The following is a 15,035-nucleotide window of genomic DNA, read 5'->3' as shown; positions in this document are numbered from 1 at the left end:
GGGCGGTCCGGGGCCCCGCGGCGGGGCGGTCCGGGGGTGCGCCCGGCGGGTCGCGCGGTGGTCCCGGCGGGCCCGGCGGCCGGTAAATCGGTTGCATGCCCCGGGCGGGCTGCCTAGCGTGGTCCGGGTCATCAGCCAGACAAGGAGAAGGCCGTTGCTCTACTGAGGTCCCGGGACACCGCCCCCGCCGCGCAGGCCCTGCTGCCGTCGCGCGGTGCGCGAGTGTGCGACCTCAGTCACGGCCCGTGGCACTCCTCTGCGTGACGCCACCCCTTCGTTCCCTCCGGCCGTGCCCGGTTTTCCGCACCCGCGGTGTCTCCCCGTGTTGCTCACCACCCCTTCGGCAACCACCCCGGGAGGCCTGTATGGCACACCACCCCACCACCACCGCCGTCCTCTGCACCGAGCTCTCGTTCGAGTGGCCCGACGGCAAGCCCGTCCTGGACGGCTTCCAGCTCGCCGTCGGCCCCGGCCGCACCGGCCTGATCGGGCTCAACGGCGCGGGCAAGTCCACCCTGCTGCGACTGATCGCGGGCGAACTCACCCCGACCGGCGGCACCGTCCGGATCGACGGCGAACTCGGGTACCTGCCACAGGGCCTGACGCTCGACACCACCCTGCGGGTGGACGAGGCGCTCGGCATCCGCGCCGCCCGCGAGGCCCTGCACGCCATCGAGTCCGGCGACACCGACCAGCGCCACTTCGACGCGGTCGGCGACGATTGGGACGTCGAGGAGCGCGCCCGCGCTACCCTCGACCGGCTCGGCCTGCACCGCCTCGGCCTCGACCGGACCACCGGCGAACTCTCCGGCGGCGAGGCCGTGCTGCTGCGGCTGGCCGCCCTGCTGCTGGCCCGCCCCGACGTCCTGCTGCTCGACGAGCCCACCAACAACCTCGACCGGGCCGCCCGCGAGCGGCTCTACGAGACGGTCGCCGGCTGGAACGGCGTGATGCTGATCGTCAGCCACGACCGCGAGCTGCTCCGGCACGTCGACCAGATCGCCGACCTCCGGGACGGCGAAGTCACCTGGTACGGCGGCAACTTCGAGGACTACGAACGCACCCTCGCGGCCCAGCAGGAGACGGCCGAGCGGCTGCTGCGCAACGCCGAGGCCGACGTCCGGCGCCAGAAGCGGGACTTGGCCGAGGCCCGCATCCGGCTGGACCGCAGCGCCGCGTACGGCAAGAAGCGCTCGGTCACCCGCAACGACCCGCACATCTTCGCCGGGATGCTCAAGCGCAAGGGCCAGGAGACGGCCGGCCGTCTCCAGGGCATGCACGCCGAGCGCCTGGACGAGGCCAAGGCCCGGCTCGACGCGGCCGAGGAGGCCGTCCGGGACGACGCCGAGATCCGGATCGACCTGCCGCGCACCGCCGTCCCGGCCGGGCGCACCGTGCTCACTCTGGACAGGGTCCGGCTGCCCCACGGCACCACCGCCGACCTCGACCTGCGCGGGCCCGAGCGGATCGCCCTGGTCGGCCGCAACGGCGCGGGCAAGACGACGCTGCTGCGCACCATCGCGGGCGAACTCGCCCCGCTGGCCGGGGAGATCATCACCCCGGTGCCGCTGCGGCACCTCCCGCAGCGGCTCGACCTGCTGGACGAGGAGCGCTCCGTCGTGGAGAACGTCAAGCTGTTCGCCCCCGCCGCCGGGGACAACGCGGTCCGCGCCCGGCTCGCCCGCTTCCTGTTCCGCGGCGCCCGGGCCGACCAGCCCGCCGCCACCCTCTCCGGTGGCGAGCGCTTCCGGGCGACGCTGGCCGCCCTGCTGCTGGCCGACCCGCCGCCGCAGCTGCTGCTGCTCGACGAGCCGACCAACAACCTGGACCTCGCCAGCGTCCGGCAGCTCACCCAGGCGCTGTCCGCGTACCGGGGCGCGCTGATCGTGGCCAGCCACGACCTGCCGTTCCTGCGCGGCCTGGGCCTCACCCGGTGGCTGGAGCTGGACGGCGAACTGCGGACGGTGGGGCCGATGTAGCGGTTCTACCGGTCACTGCTCCTGGTCGCCCTGGGTGCCGCCCTGGTCGCTCTGGTCGCTCTGGGCGTTCCTCTGGTCGCCCTGGTCGCCCTGGTCGTCCCGGGCGTCCTCGGTGAGCATCCGGCGGGCCGTGCTCAGGGCCGAGTCCCTGAGCGCGGCCAGCTCGTCCTCGGTGAACACCGGCGTGCGGACGTCCGGCGGGATGCCCGGGCCGTCGAAGGTACCGCCGTTCCGGGTGAGGTACTTCTCGTTCGGCAGGACGGCCATGAACTCCGGCGAGAGCGTCTTGATCATGATGTCGGAGAAGACGCCCTGGGTGTTCTCGCCGACCCGGAGCACTCGCGGGGAGCGGCCCGTCATGGCCTGGGTGAAGGTCTCCGCGGCGCTGGTGGAGATCGAGGAGGTGAGCACCGCCACCGGCCCGGTGAAGTGCCCGCCCGCCGACGGCCGTACGGTGATCGGCTCGGGCCGGGTGAACCTCGTCGGGTCGGCCGGATCGTTGCGCGCCACCTTCCGGTAGGCGACGTACGGGCGATCGGTGAGCCGGGCGGCGATGTGCAGCCCGAGCGCGTCCGAGCCGCCACCGTTCAGCCGTACGTCGACGACCAGGCCGGTGGGCCGGTCCGGGCCGGCCAGCACGGCGTCCAGCGCCCGGTCCAGCTCGTCGACCTGGCTGCGGAAGTCGCCGTCGGTGTAGTCGTCGAAGCTGCTCACCCGGAGGTAGCCGAGGCCGTCCGGGAGGCGGCCCACGCCGAGCCGGCCGCCGGCGAACTGCTGCTCCGGGCCGGTGAGCTGGGCGGCCGAGGCCTGCAGGGCCCGCGCGGTCAGCTCCGCGGTCTGCACCGTCGACCCGGGCCGCTGCCCGCCGAAGACCTCCTTGGCGTGCCCGTCGACCACCCGGGCCAACCCGGTGTGCGCGTCGCCGAGCGGGCGGAGCATGTCCGTGAAGACGTCCTGCAACCGGTCGGCGGTCGTCGCCGGGGTGATCGTGGGCCGCTTCTCGTCCCGGACGGCGTGCCAGTCGATGCCCTTGGCGGCGAAGAAGGGGTAGTTCTCCTCGAAGTTCTCCCAGAACCGGTCGAAGACCGCGAGGGGGTCGTTCGGAGCCGGCCGCGCGCACAGCGGCGGCAGGGCGTTCAGACGGGTGAGCGACTTGGAGCCGACCCCGCTCTCCTCGCGTTCCACGGCCCGGTTCCGGCCCTTGGGGGTGAGCGTCAGGGCGAGGTTGCCCACGGTGTAGCGGGTGGTGCCGTCCGGGCCGGGCGCCGAGGCCTGCGTCCCGGTGACCCACCCGGGCAGGCAGCTGTGCGCGGTCACGTCGTAGGTGGTGACCCGGCCCCCGGAGACCGCGATCAGCAGGCCGTAGCCCTCCGTCCGCCAGACCCCCTCCAGCGGGTTCCCCCGTCCTTCCCGCGCCGCGGCCGCCCCCGGCGCCGCCAGCCCCACCGCCGTCGCGAGCGCCACCGCCGCGGCCGCGGTCCTGCCGATGCGGCTTCCGGTCCCGCCGACACTGCTTCCGGTCCTGCTGCGCGCCGTTCCCGTCCAGCGCGTCGCGCCCGCCGTGCGCGTCATTCCTGACCTGCGTGCCGTTCCTGACCTGCGTGTCATCTCCGGCCTCCGCCGAAACCCCGGTCTCCCCCGCGGAACCCCTCCGCCACCGCTGCCGTCGACGCTACGGCCGGCCCCACCGCCCGGGCGTCATCCGACGAGCCGCACCCGCTTCCTCCTCCGGGCCCACCGGCTTCCTTCTCCGGGCCGACCCGGAGCCGGGCGCAATGGTCCTCGTCGGTCTCGACAGCGACCGTTTTGACTGCGGGTGAAAAACCGCCGTCCGTGGCCCCAACTACCCGTCGCTCCAGTAGCATCGGCGGCATGCCTGCGCTCACCATCGAGTACACGGAGCACGAGCTCGCCGCGATCCGCGAGGCCGCCGCCGCGGACGGCAAGACCGTGAAGGCCTACGTCCACGACCTGAGCGTGCGCGAGCAGCAGCGCCGGGTCTTCGTGGACCACGCGGTGGCGTTCTGGAAGGCGCACCGGACCGAGTTCGATGCCGGGATCCCCGAGGACGCGCCCGCCGCGTGAGCGCCGGGGAGCGCCGGGGAGCGCCGGGGGCGGCGGGCTATGCCGACGGCGCCGGCCGCAGCCTTCCCGCGATCCGCGTCCCGAGCCGGTCCAGCCCGACGACGAGTGCGGCGAGCGCCACGAACTCGACGGTCAGCAGGGCTATCTGGCCCCAGACGTAGCCGTAGCCCTTGGTGGTCGGGTCGAAGAAGAAGTAGGGGTAGGGCATCGGGTAGTTGTCGAACAGCGCGTTGCGGGTGAGCACGATCGCCGCGTAGCCGAGCGGGAAGCCCAGCCAGAGCGGGATGTCCTTCCAGGCCGAGGCGTTGCGCGGCTTGAGCACCAGCCAGTCGGCGATCACCATCACCGGCGTCACGTAGTGCAGGAAGAACGACGACCAGTGCGCCAGCTTGTCCGGCCCGCTGACCAGCCCGGGCAGCGGGTTGGCGCCGTGTTCGAGCAGGATGTGCGAGACCAGCCCGGTGATCAGGATGTACAGCGTGGCGGCGCCGCGCAGCCGGGGCGCGGGTGCGTCCACGGTGCCGCGCTTGACCATCCAGTACACCGCGCCGATGAAGTAGCCGAACACGATCACGTTGCTCTGCACGGTGAAGTAGACCAGCGGCGCGGTCCCGAGGGTCAGGCCGAGGCCCGCCGAGAGCACGATGCCCATGCGCCACCAGAGCGCGGGTCGGGTCCGGACTGTCATGCGGCCACCAGTTCGTTCCAGGCGATACGGGAGGTATCGGACGTCGAGGGGGAAACCCGCACTCTACTCGCTGGTGCCGATCGGATGGAATCCGCGTTCGAGGCGCTCGGGCGCGCCGGGGGCCGGAGCCGGATGCCCCCGAGTGCCCGAGCCGGATGCCGCCGAGTGCCCGAGCCGGTGGCCGCAGTGGTGCCTGAGTGTGCGTCAGCCAGGCAGCACGAAGCCCGACTCGTACGCCGCGATGACCGCCTGGGTGCGGTCCCGCGCGCCCAGCTTGGCCAGCACGCTGCCGACGTGGGTCTTCACCGTCTCCTGGCTCACCACCAGCTGCCGGGCTATCTCGCCGTTGTTGAGCCCGGTGGCCATCAGCCGCAGCACCTGCCCCTCCCGCTCGGTCAGCCGCCCGATCGGCCCCCGGTCGCCCGGCCCGGCCTCCCGGCGCCGGTCCGCGCCGTGGCGCAGCGCGAGGTCGCGGACGGCCGCCGGGAACAGCAGCGAGTCGCCGCGCGCGACCAGCCGCACCGCCTGCACCATCTCCTCCGCCCGGGCCCGCTTCAGCAGGAAGCCGGCGGCGCCCGCGCGCAGCGCGTCGTACACGTGGTCGTCGTGCTCGAAGGTGGTGACCACCAGGATGCGCGGCGGCACGGCCATCCCGTTGACCAGCTGCTCGGTGGCCCGGATGCCGTCGATGCCGGGCATCCGGACGTCCATCAGCACCACGTCCGGGCGCAGTTCGCGCACCAGCGGGACGACCTCGGCCCCGTCGGCGGCCTCGCCGACCACGGTGAGGTCCGGTTCGCTGTCGATCACCACCCGCAGGCCCAGGCGGACCAGCCGCTCGTCGTCCGCGATCACCACCCGGATGTCGTCGGCGTCCTGCCGCGTTCCCTCGTGCACGGCCTCGTGCCGGTCGTCGCGCATGTCCTCGTTCACGTCGTTCCTCCCACCGGCAGCCAGACGGCCAGCCGCCACGTCGTTCCGTCCTCGTCCGGCCCCGCCGCGCTGCCGCCGTGCAGGGCCGCCGCCCGCTCGCCGATCCCGCGCAGCCCGCGCCCGCCACCGGGGCGGCTCGGCCGGGCGGGGCCGAGCGGGTTGGTCAGGTCGATCTCCAGCCGGCCGTCGGCGAGCCGGACCCGCAGCCGGGCCGGGGTGGTCCCGGCGTGGCGCAGCACATTGGTCAGGCCCTCCTGCACGATCCGGTACGCCTCGCGGGAGACCGGCTCGGGCAGGCCGGCCAGCCCGGGCGCCAGCTCGGCGTCCACCGCCACCCCGGCGCGGCCGAGCTGGCGCAGCAGGTCGTCCAGCCCGGCGAGGGTGGGCCCGGCGGGTCCGGCGGCCTCCGGGTCCTCCTCCCGCAACAGCCCGAGCACGGCGTCGAGTTCGGCGACGGCCGCCCGGGCGGTCTCCTCGATCGCCGCGAGCGCCTCGGCGGCGAAGTCCGGGTTGCTGCGCAGCACCCGGGCGGCGGCCGAGGCCTGGATGCCGACGGCGCTGAGCGCGTGGCCGACCGAGTCGTGCAGCTCGCGGGCCAGCCGGTTGCGCTGGGCGAGCACGGTGGCCCGGCGCTCGGCGGCGGCCACCCGCTCCTCCGGGGTCGGGCCGAGCAGGGCGGGCGCCCAGCGGGCGAGCAGCGCGCCGCAGACGGCGTTGGTGCCGACGATCAGCAGCAGAACGCCGAGGCCGAGGACCGGGCCGGTGACCAGCCAGCCGGGGAAGTGCCGCTCCCACATCCGGACGAACTCCCTGGTCCCCGCGAAGCCGCAGACCAGCACCACCGCGAAGGGGGTGCCCGCCAGCGTCATCCCGGCGACCACCCCGCCGAACAGGACGTGCAGCACGTACCAGAGCGCGGTGCGCCACCGGGCGCCCCAGGAGCGGGCCGGTCCGGTGGCCAGTTCCTCCGGCCGGGCCGCCGAGCACAGCGCCCGCGCCGCCGCGCCCTCCAGCCCCCGCACCATCGGCACCAGCGCGGTGACGGCGGCCATCGGCAGCGAGGTGAGCAGCGACAGGAGGTAGAGCAGCAGTTGGCGCCCGGGCGGCTGGTTCGGGTTGAGCGCCCCGTACAGCACCACCGACAGCATCCAGTACGGCATCAGCAGCGCGCCGCCCAGCACCAGGTGCACCCAGCGCAGCCGGGCCCGCCGGCCGACCGACGCCCCCGCCGCACGCCGCAGCCGGACGCCAAGCTCTCCCGTACGCCCCGACCGAACGCCCTCGCCCGCCGTACCCCGCGGCCGCATGCCCACCCCCGTGATCACCCGCGCGACTCTACGGCAGCGGCGCGCCGGAGGGCGCCCCGTTCGGTGAGCGCGACCGCCCCGACCGCCAGCACCAGCACCGCGGCCACCACCTGGGCGGCCTCGACCAGGGGCGTCAGCCCGGGTACGGCCGTCCGCAGCTCGGTCACCCGGGTCGACATCGCCCCGAAGGCCACCAACTGCCAGGCGCCCCAGCCGAACAGTGAGGCGGCCGCCGTCCAGACCACCAGCAGCGGCCCGAGCAGCCGGCGCCCCGGACGGACCCGGAAGACCAGGACCAGCAGCGCCGCCGCGGCTGCCACCGCCATCACCGCGGTCACCCCGTTCATCACCGCCACGCCCCGGGACCGGCCGTCCACCAGATCCTGCGGCAGTCCGGCGGTGCCGCCGAGCGCCCAGTAGACCCGGCCCGCCGCGACGCCCGCGGCGAGCAGCGCGGCGACGCAGGCGAGGACGCGCTGCACGGTCAGCGTGGGGGAGTCCGGCAGGTCGCCGATCCGCTCCCGCAGCAGCCCGGCCCAGCGCCGGCGGGCGTACAGGGTGAAGGCGGTGATCAGCGCGAGGCCCTGGACGGCGAAGCCGCCGTACACGACGGGGAAGACCCAGCCGCCGAGGTCCTTGTCGTCCTGGCCGGTGCTCTCCGGCCCGAGCACCAGGAGGCTCAGCAGGTACAGCGGCAGCGCGACCAGGATCGTGCCGAGCAGCCCGGTCGCCACCCACATCGGGAACGCCACCAGCCCGGCCGGCGCCCGCCGCCCCCACGGCCGGACGAACGCCAGCGCCAGGGCCACGGCGATCGCGTCCATGCCGAAGGTCAGCAGGTTCACCAGCCACAGCCGGTCCATCTCGCCGGGATCGCCCGCCCCCACCGGGTGCCCGGTCAGCCACAGCAGCTTCAGCGTCAGGTACGGCCCGGTCGCCGCCACCGCCGTCCACGCCGCCCCGGCCCGCACCACGTTCTCGTTGAATCTCATGCCCCCACGGTCCCGCCGGGCCGGGCGCCGGAGCCTCCGCCCGGGGCGCGATCCCGCTCCCCCTGGCGGGGGATCCGGCAGGCGGGGGCTCCTCCGGTGGACGGGGGTTCGCCGGCCCCTCAGGCCATCCGGTGGATCACCCGGTCCTCCTCGTCGGTGCGGCCGTCCGGGTCGGCCACCAGCCCGAGCCGCTCGGCGAGTCGGCGCGAGGGCAGGTTGTCCGCGTGGATCAGGGCGACCACCGGGACGCCGGGGTGGCGCGGCAGCGCCTCCGCCATCGCCGCCCGAGCCGCCTCCGCCGCGTACCCGAGGCCCCAGGCGGACGGCCGGAACCGGTAGTAGAGGTTGAACACCCGCTCCCCGTCCAGGGTGTGCAGGTAGAGCCCCGCGAACCCGATCACCGTCCCCGGGTCCTCCCGGGTGGCGACGGCGCAGTACCCCACCCCGTCCCGCACCCAGTCGGCGACGAACCCGTCCAGCATCTCCCGCGCCTGGACGATCTCCCGCTGCGGCCCGTGCGGGTTGTACCGGTTGGTCTCCGGATCCCCGTGGATCGCGAACACCGCCTCCACGTCCCCCACCTGGGGCCGCGTCAGCACCAGCCGCTCGGAGACGGCGACGACGGTGCGGGCGGTCGGGTCGGTACGGTCGGTGGTTGTGGTGGTGCTCATGGTGCTCCCCCGGTGTCTCGCGTAATAGGTCCATCGCAAGATAGACTATTACCCCGACACCCGTCCGCCCATTTCCGCCCGAGCACCCCCTACAGGATCGGCTCGCAGCCGATCGCCTTGCCGCCGGCCGTGAGGAACTGTTCCCAGGTCTCGCCGGTGCCGGGGAGCGGCCCCTGGACGGTGATGTCGGAGTCCATCCGGAAGTAAGTCGGCTTGCCCTGACAGGTCGCCACCACCTCCCTGTCCGTGATGGGGGAGCCGGCCCAGCGCGATCGGCCGAACGCGGGCGAGGCCTCCTTCTCGGACAGCGGGCCGCGAACCCGGGGCTCGGTCCCGATGGAGAAGGAGATCACGGAACGGCCCTGGTCAGTGCTGATCCGGCAGACCCACAGCGGATCGAACGCGGTGTTCACGCTCTCCCTGAACCCCTTGCCCCCGGCAGTACCGGAGGCGGTGAAGCCGGGCAGGCCGCAGACCGAGGCGGAGTTCAGTTCGTGTTCCTGTCCGGCCGCCGACAGTTCGTGAGGTGCGCGAAGCGACGACTTCCCGCACCCCTTGTCCGCCGCCAGGCCGTTCGCCGCAGCCACGGCGAGTCGGGCGAGTTTCCCGGCGCCGGGCCGGCCGTTGTCGCCCGACCTGACCTCGACCCGCAACCCGTTGCCGCACCCCTCGGGGAGGAGCGCCCAGGCCCGGTCCTCGCGGGCCGCCCCGGCCGCGCCGCCGTTCGCCGAGGCGGCGAACAGCCGGTCTCCCGAGTAGGCCAGGTACGGGCCGAGGTCGTCGGCCTGAAGGACCTGCACGAAGACGGACCGGCTCTCGCCGAACATCCCGTGGCTCACTGTTGCCGTACAGAACGCCCCGCCACTGGGTGACTGCCAGGCGCCGTTCGTCTCGCTGCCCACCGGTCCGGACCCGAGCGCGTCGTTCAGGGCGACCGCGCTCACCACACCGTCGCACACGCTGTCCGGTCCGAACGCGTTGCTCAGATTGTCCGTGAGGAATGCCCCCACCCCTGCCGTGACCGCCACCACCCCCGTCACGGCGACCGCTGCCCGCACCCGCAGCGGCCAGCTGGTGAATCCCCGCCGGTCGAGCGCCGCATCGACGCGCCCGGCCAGGCCTGTGGCGGAGCTGTCGTCCTTCGTTTCCACGATGTGCTGTCCCCTGTGTGTTGCTCGGTCGGCCGGAATCACGCGTGCCCCACACGGGCGGCCGGTCGCGAACCGGCCGCCCGTGGGAGCCGTCAGAGGATCGGCTCGCAGCCGATCGCCTTGGCGCCGGCCGTGAGGAACTGTTCCCAGGTCGTGTTGCCGATGAGGTCCCGGAAGCCGTCCGCTTCGAACCGGAAGCGGGTGGGCTTTCCCTGGCATGTCGTCATGACTTCGTGTTGCCCGACCCAGTGGGCGCGGCCGAACGCCGGCCTGGGGTCGAGGGTCCACGGTTGGACGAGGCGCGGATCGGTGCCGATGGTGAAGGTGATCGAGGACCTGAGGTCCGCGTCCGAGTGGATGCGGCAGGCCCACAGCGGATCGCTCGCGTTGGTCACGGTCTCCTGATAGACGGGGCCACCGGGAGTGTCGGGCATCGTCAGCCCCGGCAGGCCGCAGACGGCGTCGCGGTTGAGGGGGCGGTCCGCACCTGCCGCGGTGAGCTCGCGCGGTGCGGGGAGCGGCGTCCCGCCGCAACCCTGTTGCGCCGCGAAGCGGTTGGCGACCGCGGTGGCGAGCCCGGCGAGCTTCCGGGCGTCGGAGGACCGGGACTTGACGGTGGCTCGCTGCCCGTTGTCGCAACCCGTCGGGAGCAGCGCGAAGCCGTACGACGACTTGTGCACGGCCCCGGCCGTGCCACCGTTCGCCGAGGCGGCGAACAGCTGGGACTCCGCGTCGTACTTGAACCCGGTGAGATCTCCGGCCTTGGCGAGCTCGATGACGGCGAACCGCTCGTTGCCGAAGATCCCGTTGCTCACCATCGCCGCACAGGACGCGCCGGGGGTGTCCAGCTTCCCGTCGCCGTACATCGTGGCGCTGACTTTGCCCCAACCGAGCGCGTCGTTCACTTCGTCCGCGCTCACCGCGCCGTCGCACACGACGTCCGGCCCGAAGGCGTTCGTCAGGTTGTCCGTCAGCAGGAGCGACCCGCCGCCCACCGCGGCCAGCACCACCGTCACCACGATCCCGCGCCAGGGTCGTTGCGGCCGGTAGCGTGGCTCGTCGGGGTCGTTGGAGTTCTCTTCGTGGTTGGTCTTCTTGGTCCTCACAGCGCTCACCCCTTGCCGAACGCGCCTCGGTAGGCCTTGTCGATCCCGGTTTGGTAGGCCTTCCCCACGTCGAGTACCAGCTGCTCCGTCACGGTGCCCGTACGGTCAGCGGCCTCGGGGTCGATGCCGTACTGGCACGCCTTGTCCACGATCATGGCGTCCAACTGCTGTTGCCCCCCTGAGTACCGGGTGCTCACACTGGTCGTGGTGGCAGTGTCGATCTCGGCTTTGGCGTTCTCGGCGTACTTGGCAGTCCCGACATCAACGAGGCGCTGCGCCATGTCGCCCAGCGGCACCACTTGGGAGACTCCCGGTAGAAGAAGTCCCGGGACCACGTTCGCGGGCGTTCCGATCGCGTGGTACGCCATCCTCTGCTGCCAGTCGATGCCCGCCTTCTTCGCGTCCGCGTGGTCGATGGTCGCGTTGACGAATGCCGCGTCGAGCGAACCGAGGACCTTGGAGGACTCCTGCGTGAAGGCGGACAGGACGTGGTCCGGGCGGCCCGTCTTGTCGGGCTCGAAGGCCTCGGGCCCGTACGTGTCGAGGCGGCGGGCGATCTCCCTGGTCTCCGCCTGGTGGATGATCCGGAACGTGTCCGTGTCCTCCAAGGCGCCGCGGACCACTCGCAGCAGTTGCTCCGGCTTGGCGGTCAGGCCGTTCGGCTGGGACGGGTTCTGCAGGTCCTTGCCGAGGATCTCGTGCATGTCCGGGGCGTAGTCGGCGAGCATCCTGGCCATCGGCTTGCGGAGGACCTCGGGTACCGGGAGGCTGTCGCCGGGAGTGGCGCCGCCGACGGTCTTGAGCGTCTCGTCCATGATCCGCGCGCTGACCTTGTCGTGCGGGGCGGGGTACCGGGTGGCGTCGTGGCTGGTCGTGGCGTTCTCCAGCATCTCGGCGAACATCTCGTGCGAGGTGTCGCGCAGAACGTCTCCGGGGAGCTTGCGCTCCTGGCCCTCGTCGAGCCAGCCTCGGTCCTTGAGCAGGTGGAGGAGGTTCTTGTTCTGGCTCGGGTCGAGGAATTCCTGGGCCGTCTCCCGGTCGCCCCTCATCAACCTCAGCAGCGGGGCGAGCGGGTCGCCCTTCGTGGGGTCTTCGGTGAAGGCCGGGCCCCACAGATCCACGCCCTTGGCCTTGCTGGAGGCCTCGTAGTCGAGCAGGTCGGTGCCGACCCTGCGGACGAAGGCCTGGTCGAAGGTTCCCTTCGTCTCCATGAGCGCGGTGAGCGCCGGGTAGTTGTCGTTCAGCCCACCGGCCGGACCCCCCTGGCGGCGGGCGGCCTGGAAGAGGCCGTCCTCCCAGGCCTTGCCCATGCCGGTATCCCGGGTGCCGGTGGCGAGCACGACGGCGAGGTTGCCGTAAACGTCCTGGTAGCCCTTGGCGTTGTGGCTGCCGTGGGCCAGTCCGTCGAGCACCTTGGTGTAGTCCAGGAAAGCCTCCGGGCCGGTCTTCCCGCCGATCTGGAGGCCGTTGAGCAGGGTGGTGGCGAATTCCCTGTTCTCGGCGTTGGCGACCAGGAGGGCCTGCAGTTGCCGGAGTTCGTCGTCGGAGAGGTCGTACGCCCTGGCCATCAGGTCCCGTGCCCGGTTGGCGTCGGTGACCGGGCCGGTGCCGCCGGGGGCGGGGTTGAAGGCGGTGTCGCTGGTGCCGATGTCGCTCTGGAGGTGGAGGGCGGCCCGCTGGTCGGCGGCGGTGGCCTTCTCGACGGCCTTGCCCAGGCGGTCCGCGACGGCTTTGGCCTTGGCGGCCAGGTCCCGTGCCAGCACCTCGCCGTCCGTGTCGTTGCGCGCGTCCTTCGGCATGCTCCAGCTGACCGTGCCGTCCGCGGAGACGGTCAGATCCTGGGTCTGCGCGTCGTGGAGTGCTGTGTCGAGGTCACGGCGGGCGGCGGCGAAGTCCTCGGCGGCGGTCTTCATGACCGCGGCGAGGGCGGTGGCGACGGCCGAGGCCTGTTTGAAGTCGCCGTCCATGTCCCGGAGCTTCCTGGTCGCGCTGTCGGCGGCATCGCCCTTCCAACCGGCTCGCTGCGCGGTGGTGGTGAGGTCCTTGGCGACCCGGCCGTCCAGGGCGGTGAGGGCCTTGGCGACGCCGGCCCAGGCCTCGGCCGCGTCGCCGACCGCGGAGAAGTCGGCTTCGTGCAGTTCCTTGAAGGACACCATCTGTCGTTCCCCCTTCTGGTGTCTACTGGGTGGCGCGCAGGTCGGCGGCGGTCGTGATCTCGTTGGAGTGGTAGTTCTGCCGGGTCTGCTCAAGGCCGTCGGCGGCGTTGGTGAGCTTGTCGTGCAGGACCTTGCACTCCTTCAGCCACCGTTCGGTGGCGCCGGTGACTGCGCCGCCGAAGGCGAAGCCGCGGATCTTCGTCGATGCGGTGCTCGCGTACTCGGTGAGGCTGTGTGCGCCGGGGCCGGCCTTGCCGTTGGCGCTGTCGAGGTCGGTGGCGATCTGCCGGGCCATCCCGGCCGAGGCGCTGAGTTCGTACGGGGTGTCCAGCTGGGTGGTGACCTTGCCCGGGTGGATGAAGGGAAGGGGCGGCACGGTGCCGCCGTTGGACGAGGGCGGCGCGGGGTCGGCGTAGGGGGAGTCCTTGGCCGAGGCGAGTTCCAGGCCCGGTATCGGGTCCTTGGCCGGTGCGACCGGTCCGGTGGTGAAGTACGGGCTGCCCATGCGCGGAATCCTCCCCATTCGGCAAAGCGGCCGCTCCCCTGCGGCATGACGACCGTACAGGGAGCCTCCGTCAGTGCACCGACCCACCCTCCGTGATTCCGTGGGCGCGGGGAGTGGCCGGGTTCACCGGGCCTGGGTCGAGGGGGAATTGGCGGCTCGGCGCGGGGGTGGAGGTCTTGTTACCGGCGGGTCGCTTGCCTATCATCCCGAGTGTGACAGCTTTACTGTCAAACCCGTCGGGAAGGGTTCAGCAGCCAGTGGGTGACGCGAGCAGGGCGCCGGAGGCCGGGGGGCCGTTGGCGGGTGTGCGGGTGGTGGAGCTCGCCGGGATCGGGCCGGGGCCGTTCGCGGCGATGCTGCTGGGGGACCTCGGGGCGGACGTGGTGCGGGTGGACCGGCCGGAGCCGTCGCCGCTCGGTACGGACCCGGCGTACGACCTCAGCAACCGCAACAAGCGTTCGGTGCTGATCGACCTGAAGTCCCCGGAGGGCCCCGGGCGGGTGCTGGATCTGGTCGAGCGGGCGGACCTGCTGATCGAGGGCTACCGGCCGGGCGTCGCGGAGCGGCTCGGGGTCGGTCCCGAGGCATGCCTGGCGCGCAACCCGGCGCTGGTGTACGGGCGGATGACCGGCTGGGGGCAGCACGGCCCCCGGGCGGCGACCGCCGGGCACGACCTCGGGTACGCGGCGGTCGCCGGGGTGCTCGGGATGGTGGCGGCGCCGGGCGGGGCCGAGGAGGCCCCCGGCATCCCGGCCAACCTGCTGGGCGACTACGCGGGCGGCTCGCTCTACCTGGTCGTCGGCCTGCTCGCCGGGCTGCACCACGCCCGGGCCACCGGCGCCGGGCAGGTGGTCGACGCCGCGATCGTGGACGGCGCGGCGCACCTCGGCAGCATGCTGTGGGGCCTGCTCGCGGCCGGCCACTGGCAGGACCGCCGGGGCGTCAACCTGCTGGACGGCGGCGCGCCGTTCTATGCGGTGTACCGGGCGGCCGACGGCGGCCACCTGGCCGTCGGCGCGCTGGAGCCGCGCTTCTACGCGGAGTTCGCCCGGCTGCTGGAGCTGGACCCGGACGCGCCCGGCCAGTACGACCCGGCCCGCTGGCCCGAACTGCGCGCGTTGATCGCCGCCCGCTTCGCCACCCGGACCAGGGCCGAGTGGGAGGCCGTCTTCGCGGGCTCCGACGCCTGCGTGGAACCGGTGTTGACGATGCGTCAGGCCGCCGGTGATGCCCATCTGTCGGCGCGCGGGACCTACGTCGAGGCGGACGGCGTCACCCAGCCGGCCCCCGCCCCGCGCTTCTCCGCCACCCCGGGCGCCCTGCGCCGCCCGCCGGCCCGGCCGGGCGCGGACACCGCCGAGGTGGCCCGGGACTGGGGCGTCCCCGCCCTCGACCCTGACGTACCGGTCCCAGGGATCGGCGTCACCTTCCCCAACTCCACGGCAGAGCAAGGAGAGTAGCG

General features: G+C 73.2%; 13 protein-coding genes. 3 read left to right on the top strand and 10 right to left on the bottom strand.

Annotated features, from left to right (window positions below):
• Nucleotides 1-365 precede the first annotated feature (365 nt).
• Nucleotides 366-1,979 (top strand): ABC-F family ATP-binding cassette domain-containing protein, encoded by a 1,614-nt coding sequence (locus ACFU6K_RS00475; RefSeq protein ID WP_380660036.1) that lies wholly within the window; start codon nucleotides 366-368, stop codon nucleotides 1,977-1,979.
• A 12-nt stretch (nucleotides 1,980-1,991) separates the two neighbouring features.
• Here ACFU6K_RS00475 and ACFU6K_RS00470 read toward each other — a convergent pair whose 3' ends face one another.
• On the bottom strand, nucleotides 1,992-3,443 hold the full coding sequence (locus ACFU6K_RS00470) for a S41 family peptidase (RefSeq protein ID WP_380660035.1): 1,452 nt from the start codon (nucleotides 3,441-3,443) through the stop codon (nucleotides 1,992-1,994).
• A gap of 408 nt (nucleotides 3,444-3,851) precedes the next feature.
• On the opposite strand from ACFU6K_RS00470, the gene ACFU6K_RS00465 reads away from it, so the two are divergent.
• Nucleotides 3,852-4,064 carry a hypothetical protein gene (locus ACFU6K_RS00465; RefSeq protein ID WP_380660034.1) on the top strand — a complete coding sequence of 71 codons (213 nt, stop codon included), beginning with the start codon at nucleotides 3,852-3,854 and terminating at the stop codon, nucleotides 4,062-4,064.
• Nucleotides 4,065-4,101: 37 nt separating this feature from the next.
• Here the strand turns inward: ACFU6K_RS00465 and ACFU6K_RS00460 are convergent, their stop codons facing one another.
• The 9 genes from ACFU6K_RS00460 to ACFU6K_RS00420 all read right to left on the bottom strand — a co-directional run bounded on the left by ACFU6K_RS00460 (nucleotide 4,102) and on the right by ACFU6K_RS00420 (nucleotide 13,573).
• Entirely contained in the window at nucleotides 4,102-4,752 is a 651-nt protein-coding gene (locus tag ACFU6K_RS00460; RefSeq protein ID WP_380660033.1) for a Pr6Pr family membrane protein, read from the bottom strand.
• Nucleotides 4,753-4,956: 204 nt separating this feature from the next.
• A complete protein-coding gene (locus ACFU6K_RS00455) occupies nucleotides 4,957-5,673 on the bottom strand; it encodes a response regulator (protein WP_380660038.1) in 717 nt (238 codons plus the stop codon).
• Between the two features lie 8 nt (nucleotides 5,674-5,681).
• Complete coding sequence (locus ACFU6K_RS00450) at nucleotides 5,682-7,010, bottom strand: sensor histidine kinase (protein WP_380660032.1); 1,329 nt, start codon at nucleotides 7,008-7,010, stop codon at nucleotides 5,682-5,684.
• Nucleotides 7,007-7,984: a hypothetical protein gene (locus tag ACFU6K_RS00445; RefSeq protein WP_380660031.1), complete on the bottom strand. Its 978-nt coding sequence runs from the start codon at nucleotides 7,982-7,984 to the stop codon at nucleotides 7,007-7,009. The genes ACFU6K_RS00450 and ACFU6K_RS00445 overlap by 4 nt, the downstream gene beginning before the upstream one ends.
• A 119-nt stretch (nucleotides 7,985-8,103) precedes the next feature.
• Nucleotides 8,104-8,655: a GNAT family N-acetyltransferase gene (locus ACFU6K_RS00440; RefSeq protein ID WP_380660030.1), complete on the bottom strand. Its 552-nt coding sequence runs from the start codon at nucleotides 8,653-8,655 to the stop codon at nucleotides 8,104-8,106.
• A gap of 89 nt (nucleotides 8,656-8,744) precedes the next feature.
• Complete coding sequence (locus tag ACFU6K_RS00435) at nucleotides 8,745-9,848, bottom strand: hypothetical protein (protein ID WP_380660029.1); 1,104 nt, start codon at nucleotides 9,846-9,848, stop codon at nucleotides 8,745-8,747.
• Nucleotides 9,849-9,898: 50 nt separating this feature from the next.
• Entirely contained in the window at nucleotides 9,899-10,816 is a 918-nt protein-coding gene (locus ACFU6K_RS00430) for a hypothetical protein (RefSeq protein ID WP_380660028.1), read from the bottom strand.
• A 101-nt stretch (nucleotides 10,817-10,917) separates the two neighbouring features.
• Nucleotides 10,918-13,068, bottom strand: coding sequence for a hypothetical protein (locus ACFU6K_RS00425; protein WP_380660027.1), 2,151 nt, complete (start codon nucleotides 13,066-13,068; stop codon nucleotides 10,918-10,920).
• 22 nt (nucleotides 13,069-13,090) lie between these two features.
• Complete coding sequence (locus ACFU6K_RS00420; protein ID WP_380660026.1) at nucleotides 13,091-13,573, bottom strand: hypothetical protein; 483 nt, start codon at nucleotides 13,571-13,573, stop codon at nucleotides 13,091-13,093.
• Nucleotides 13,574-13,830: 257 nt separating this feature from the next.
• Here ACFU6K_RS00420 and ACFU6K_RS00415 point away from each other — a divergent pair, with 257 nt between their 5' ends.
• Entirely contained in the window at nucleotides 13,831-15,033 is a 1,203-nt protein-coding gene (locus ACFU6K_RS00415; RefSeq protein ID WP_380660025.1) for a CaiB/BaiF CoA transferase family protein, read from the top strand.
• Nucleotides 15,034-15,035 lie beyond the last annotated feature (2 nt).

It is taken from the genome of Kitasatospora sp. NPDC057512, assembly GCF_042802135.1.
GTDB lineage: Bacteria > Actinomycetota > Actinomycetes > Streptomycetales > Streptomycetaceae > Kitasatospora.
The sequence above is the reverse complement of the archived record's forward strand: the minus strand, read 5'-3'. Positions and strand labels throughout refer to the sequence as shown.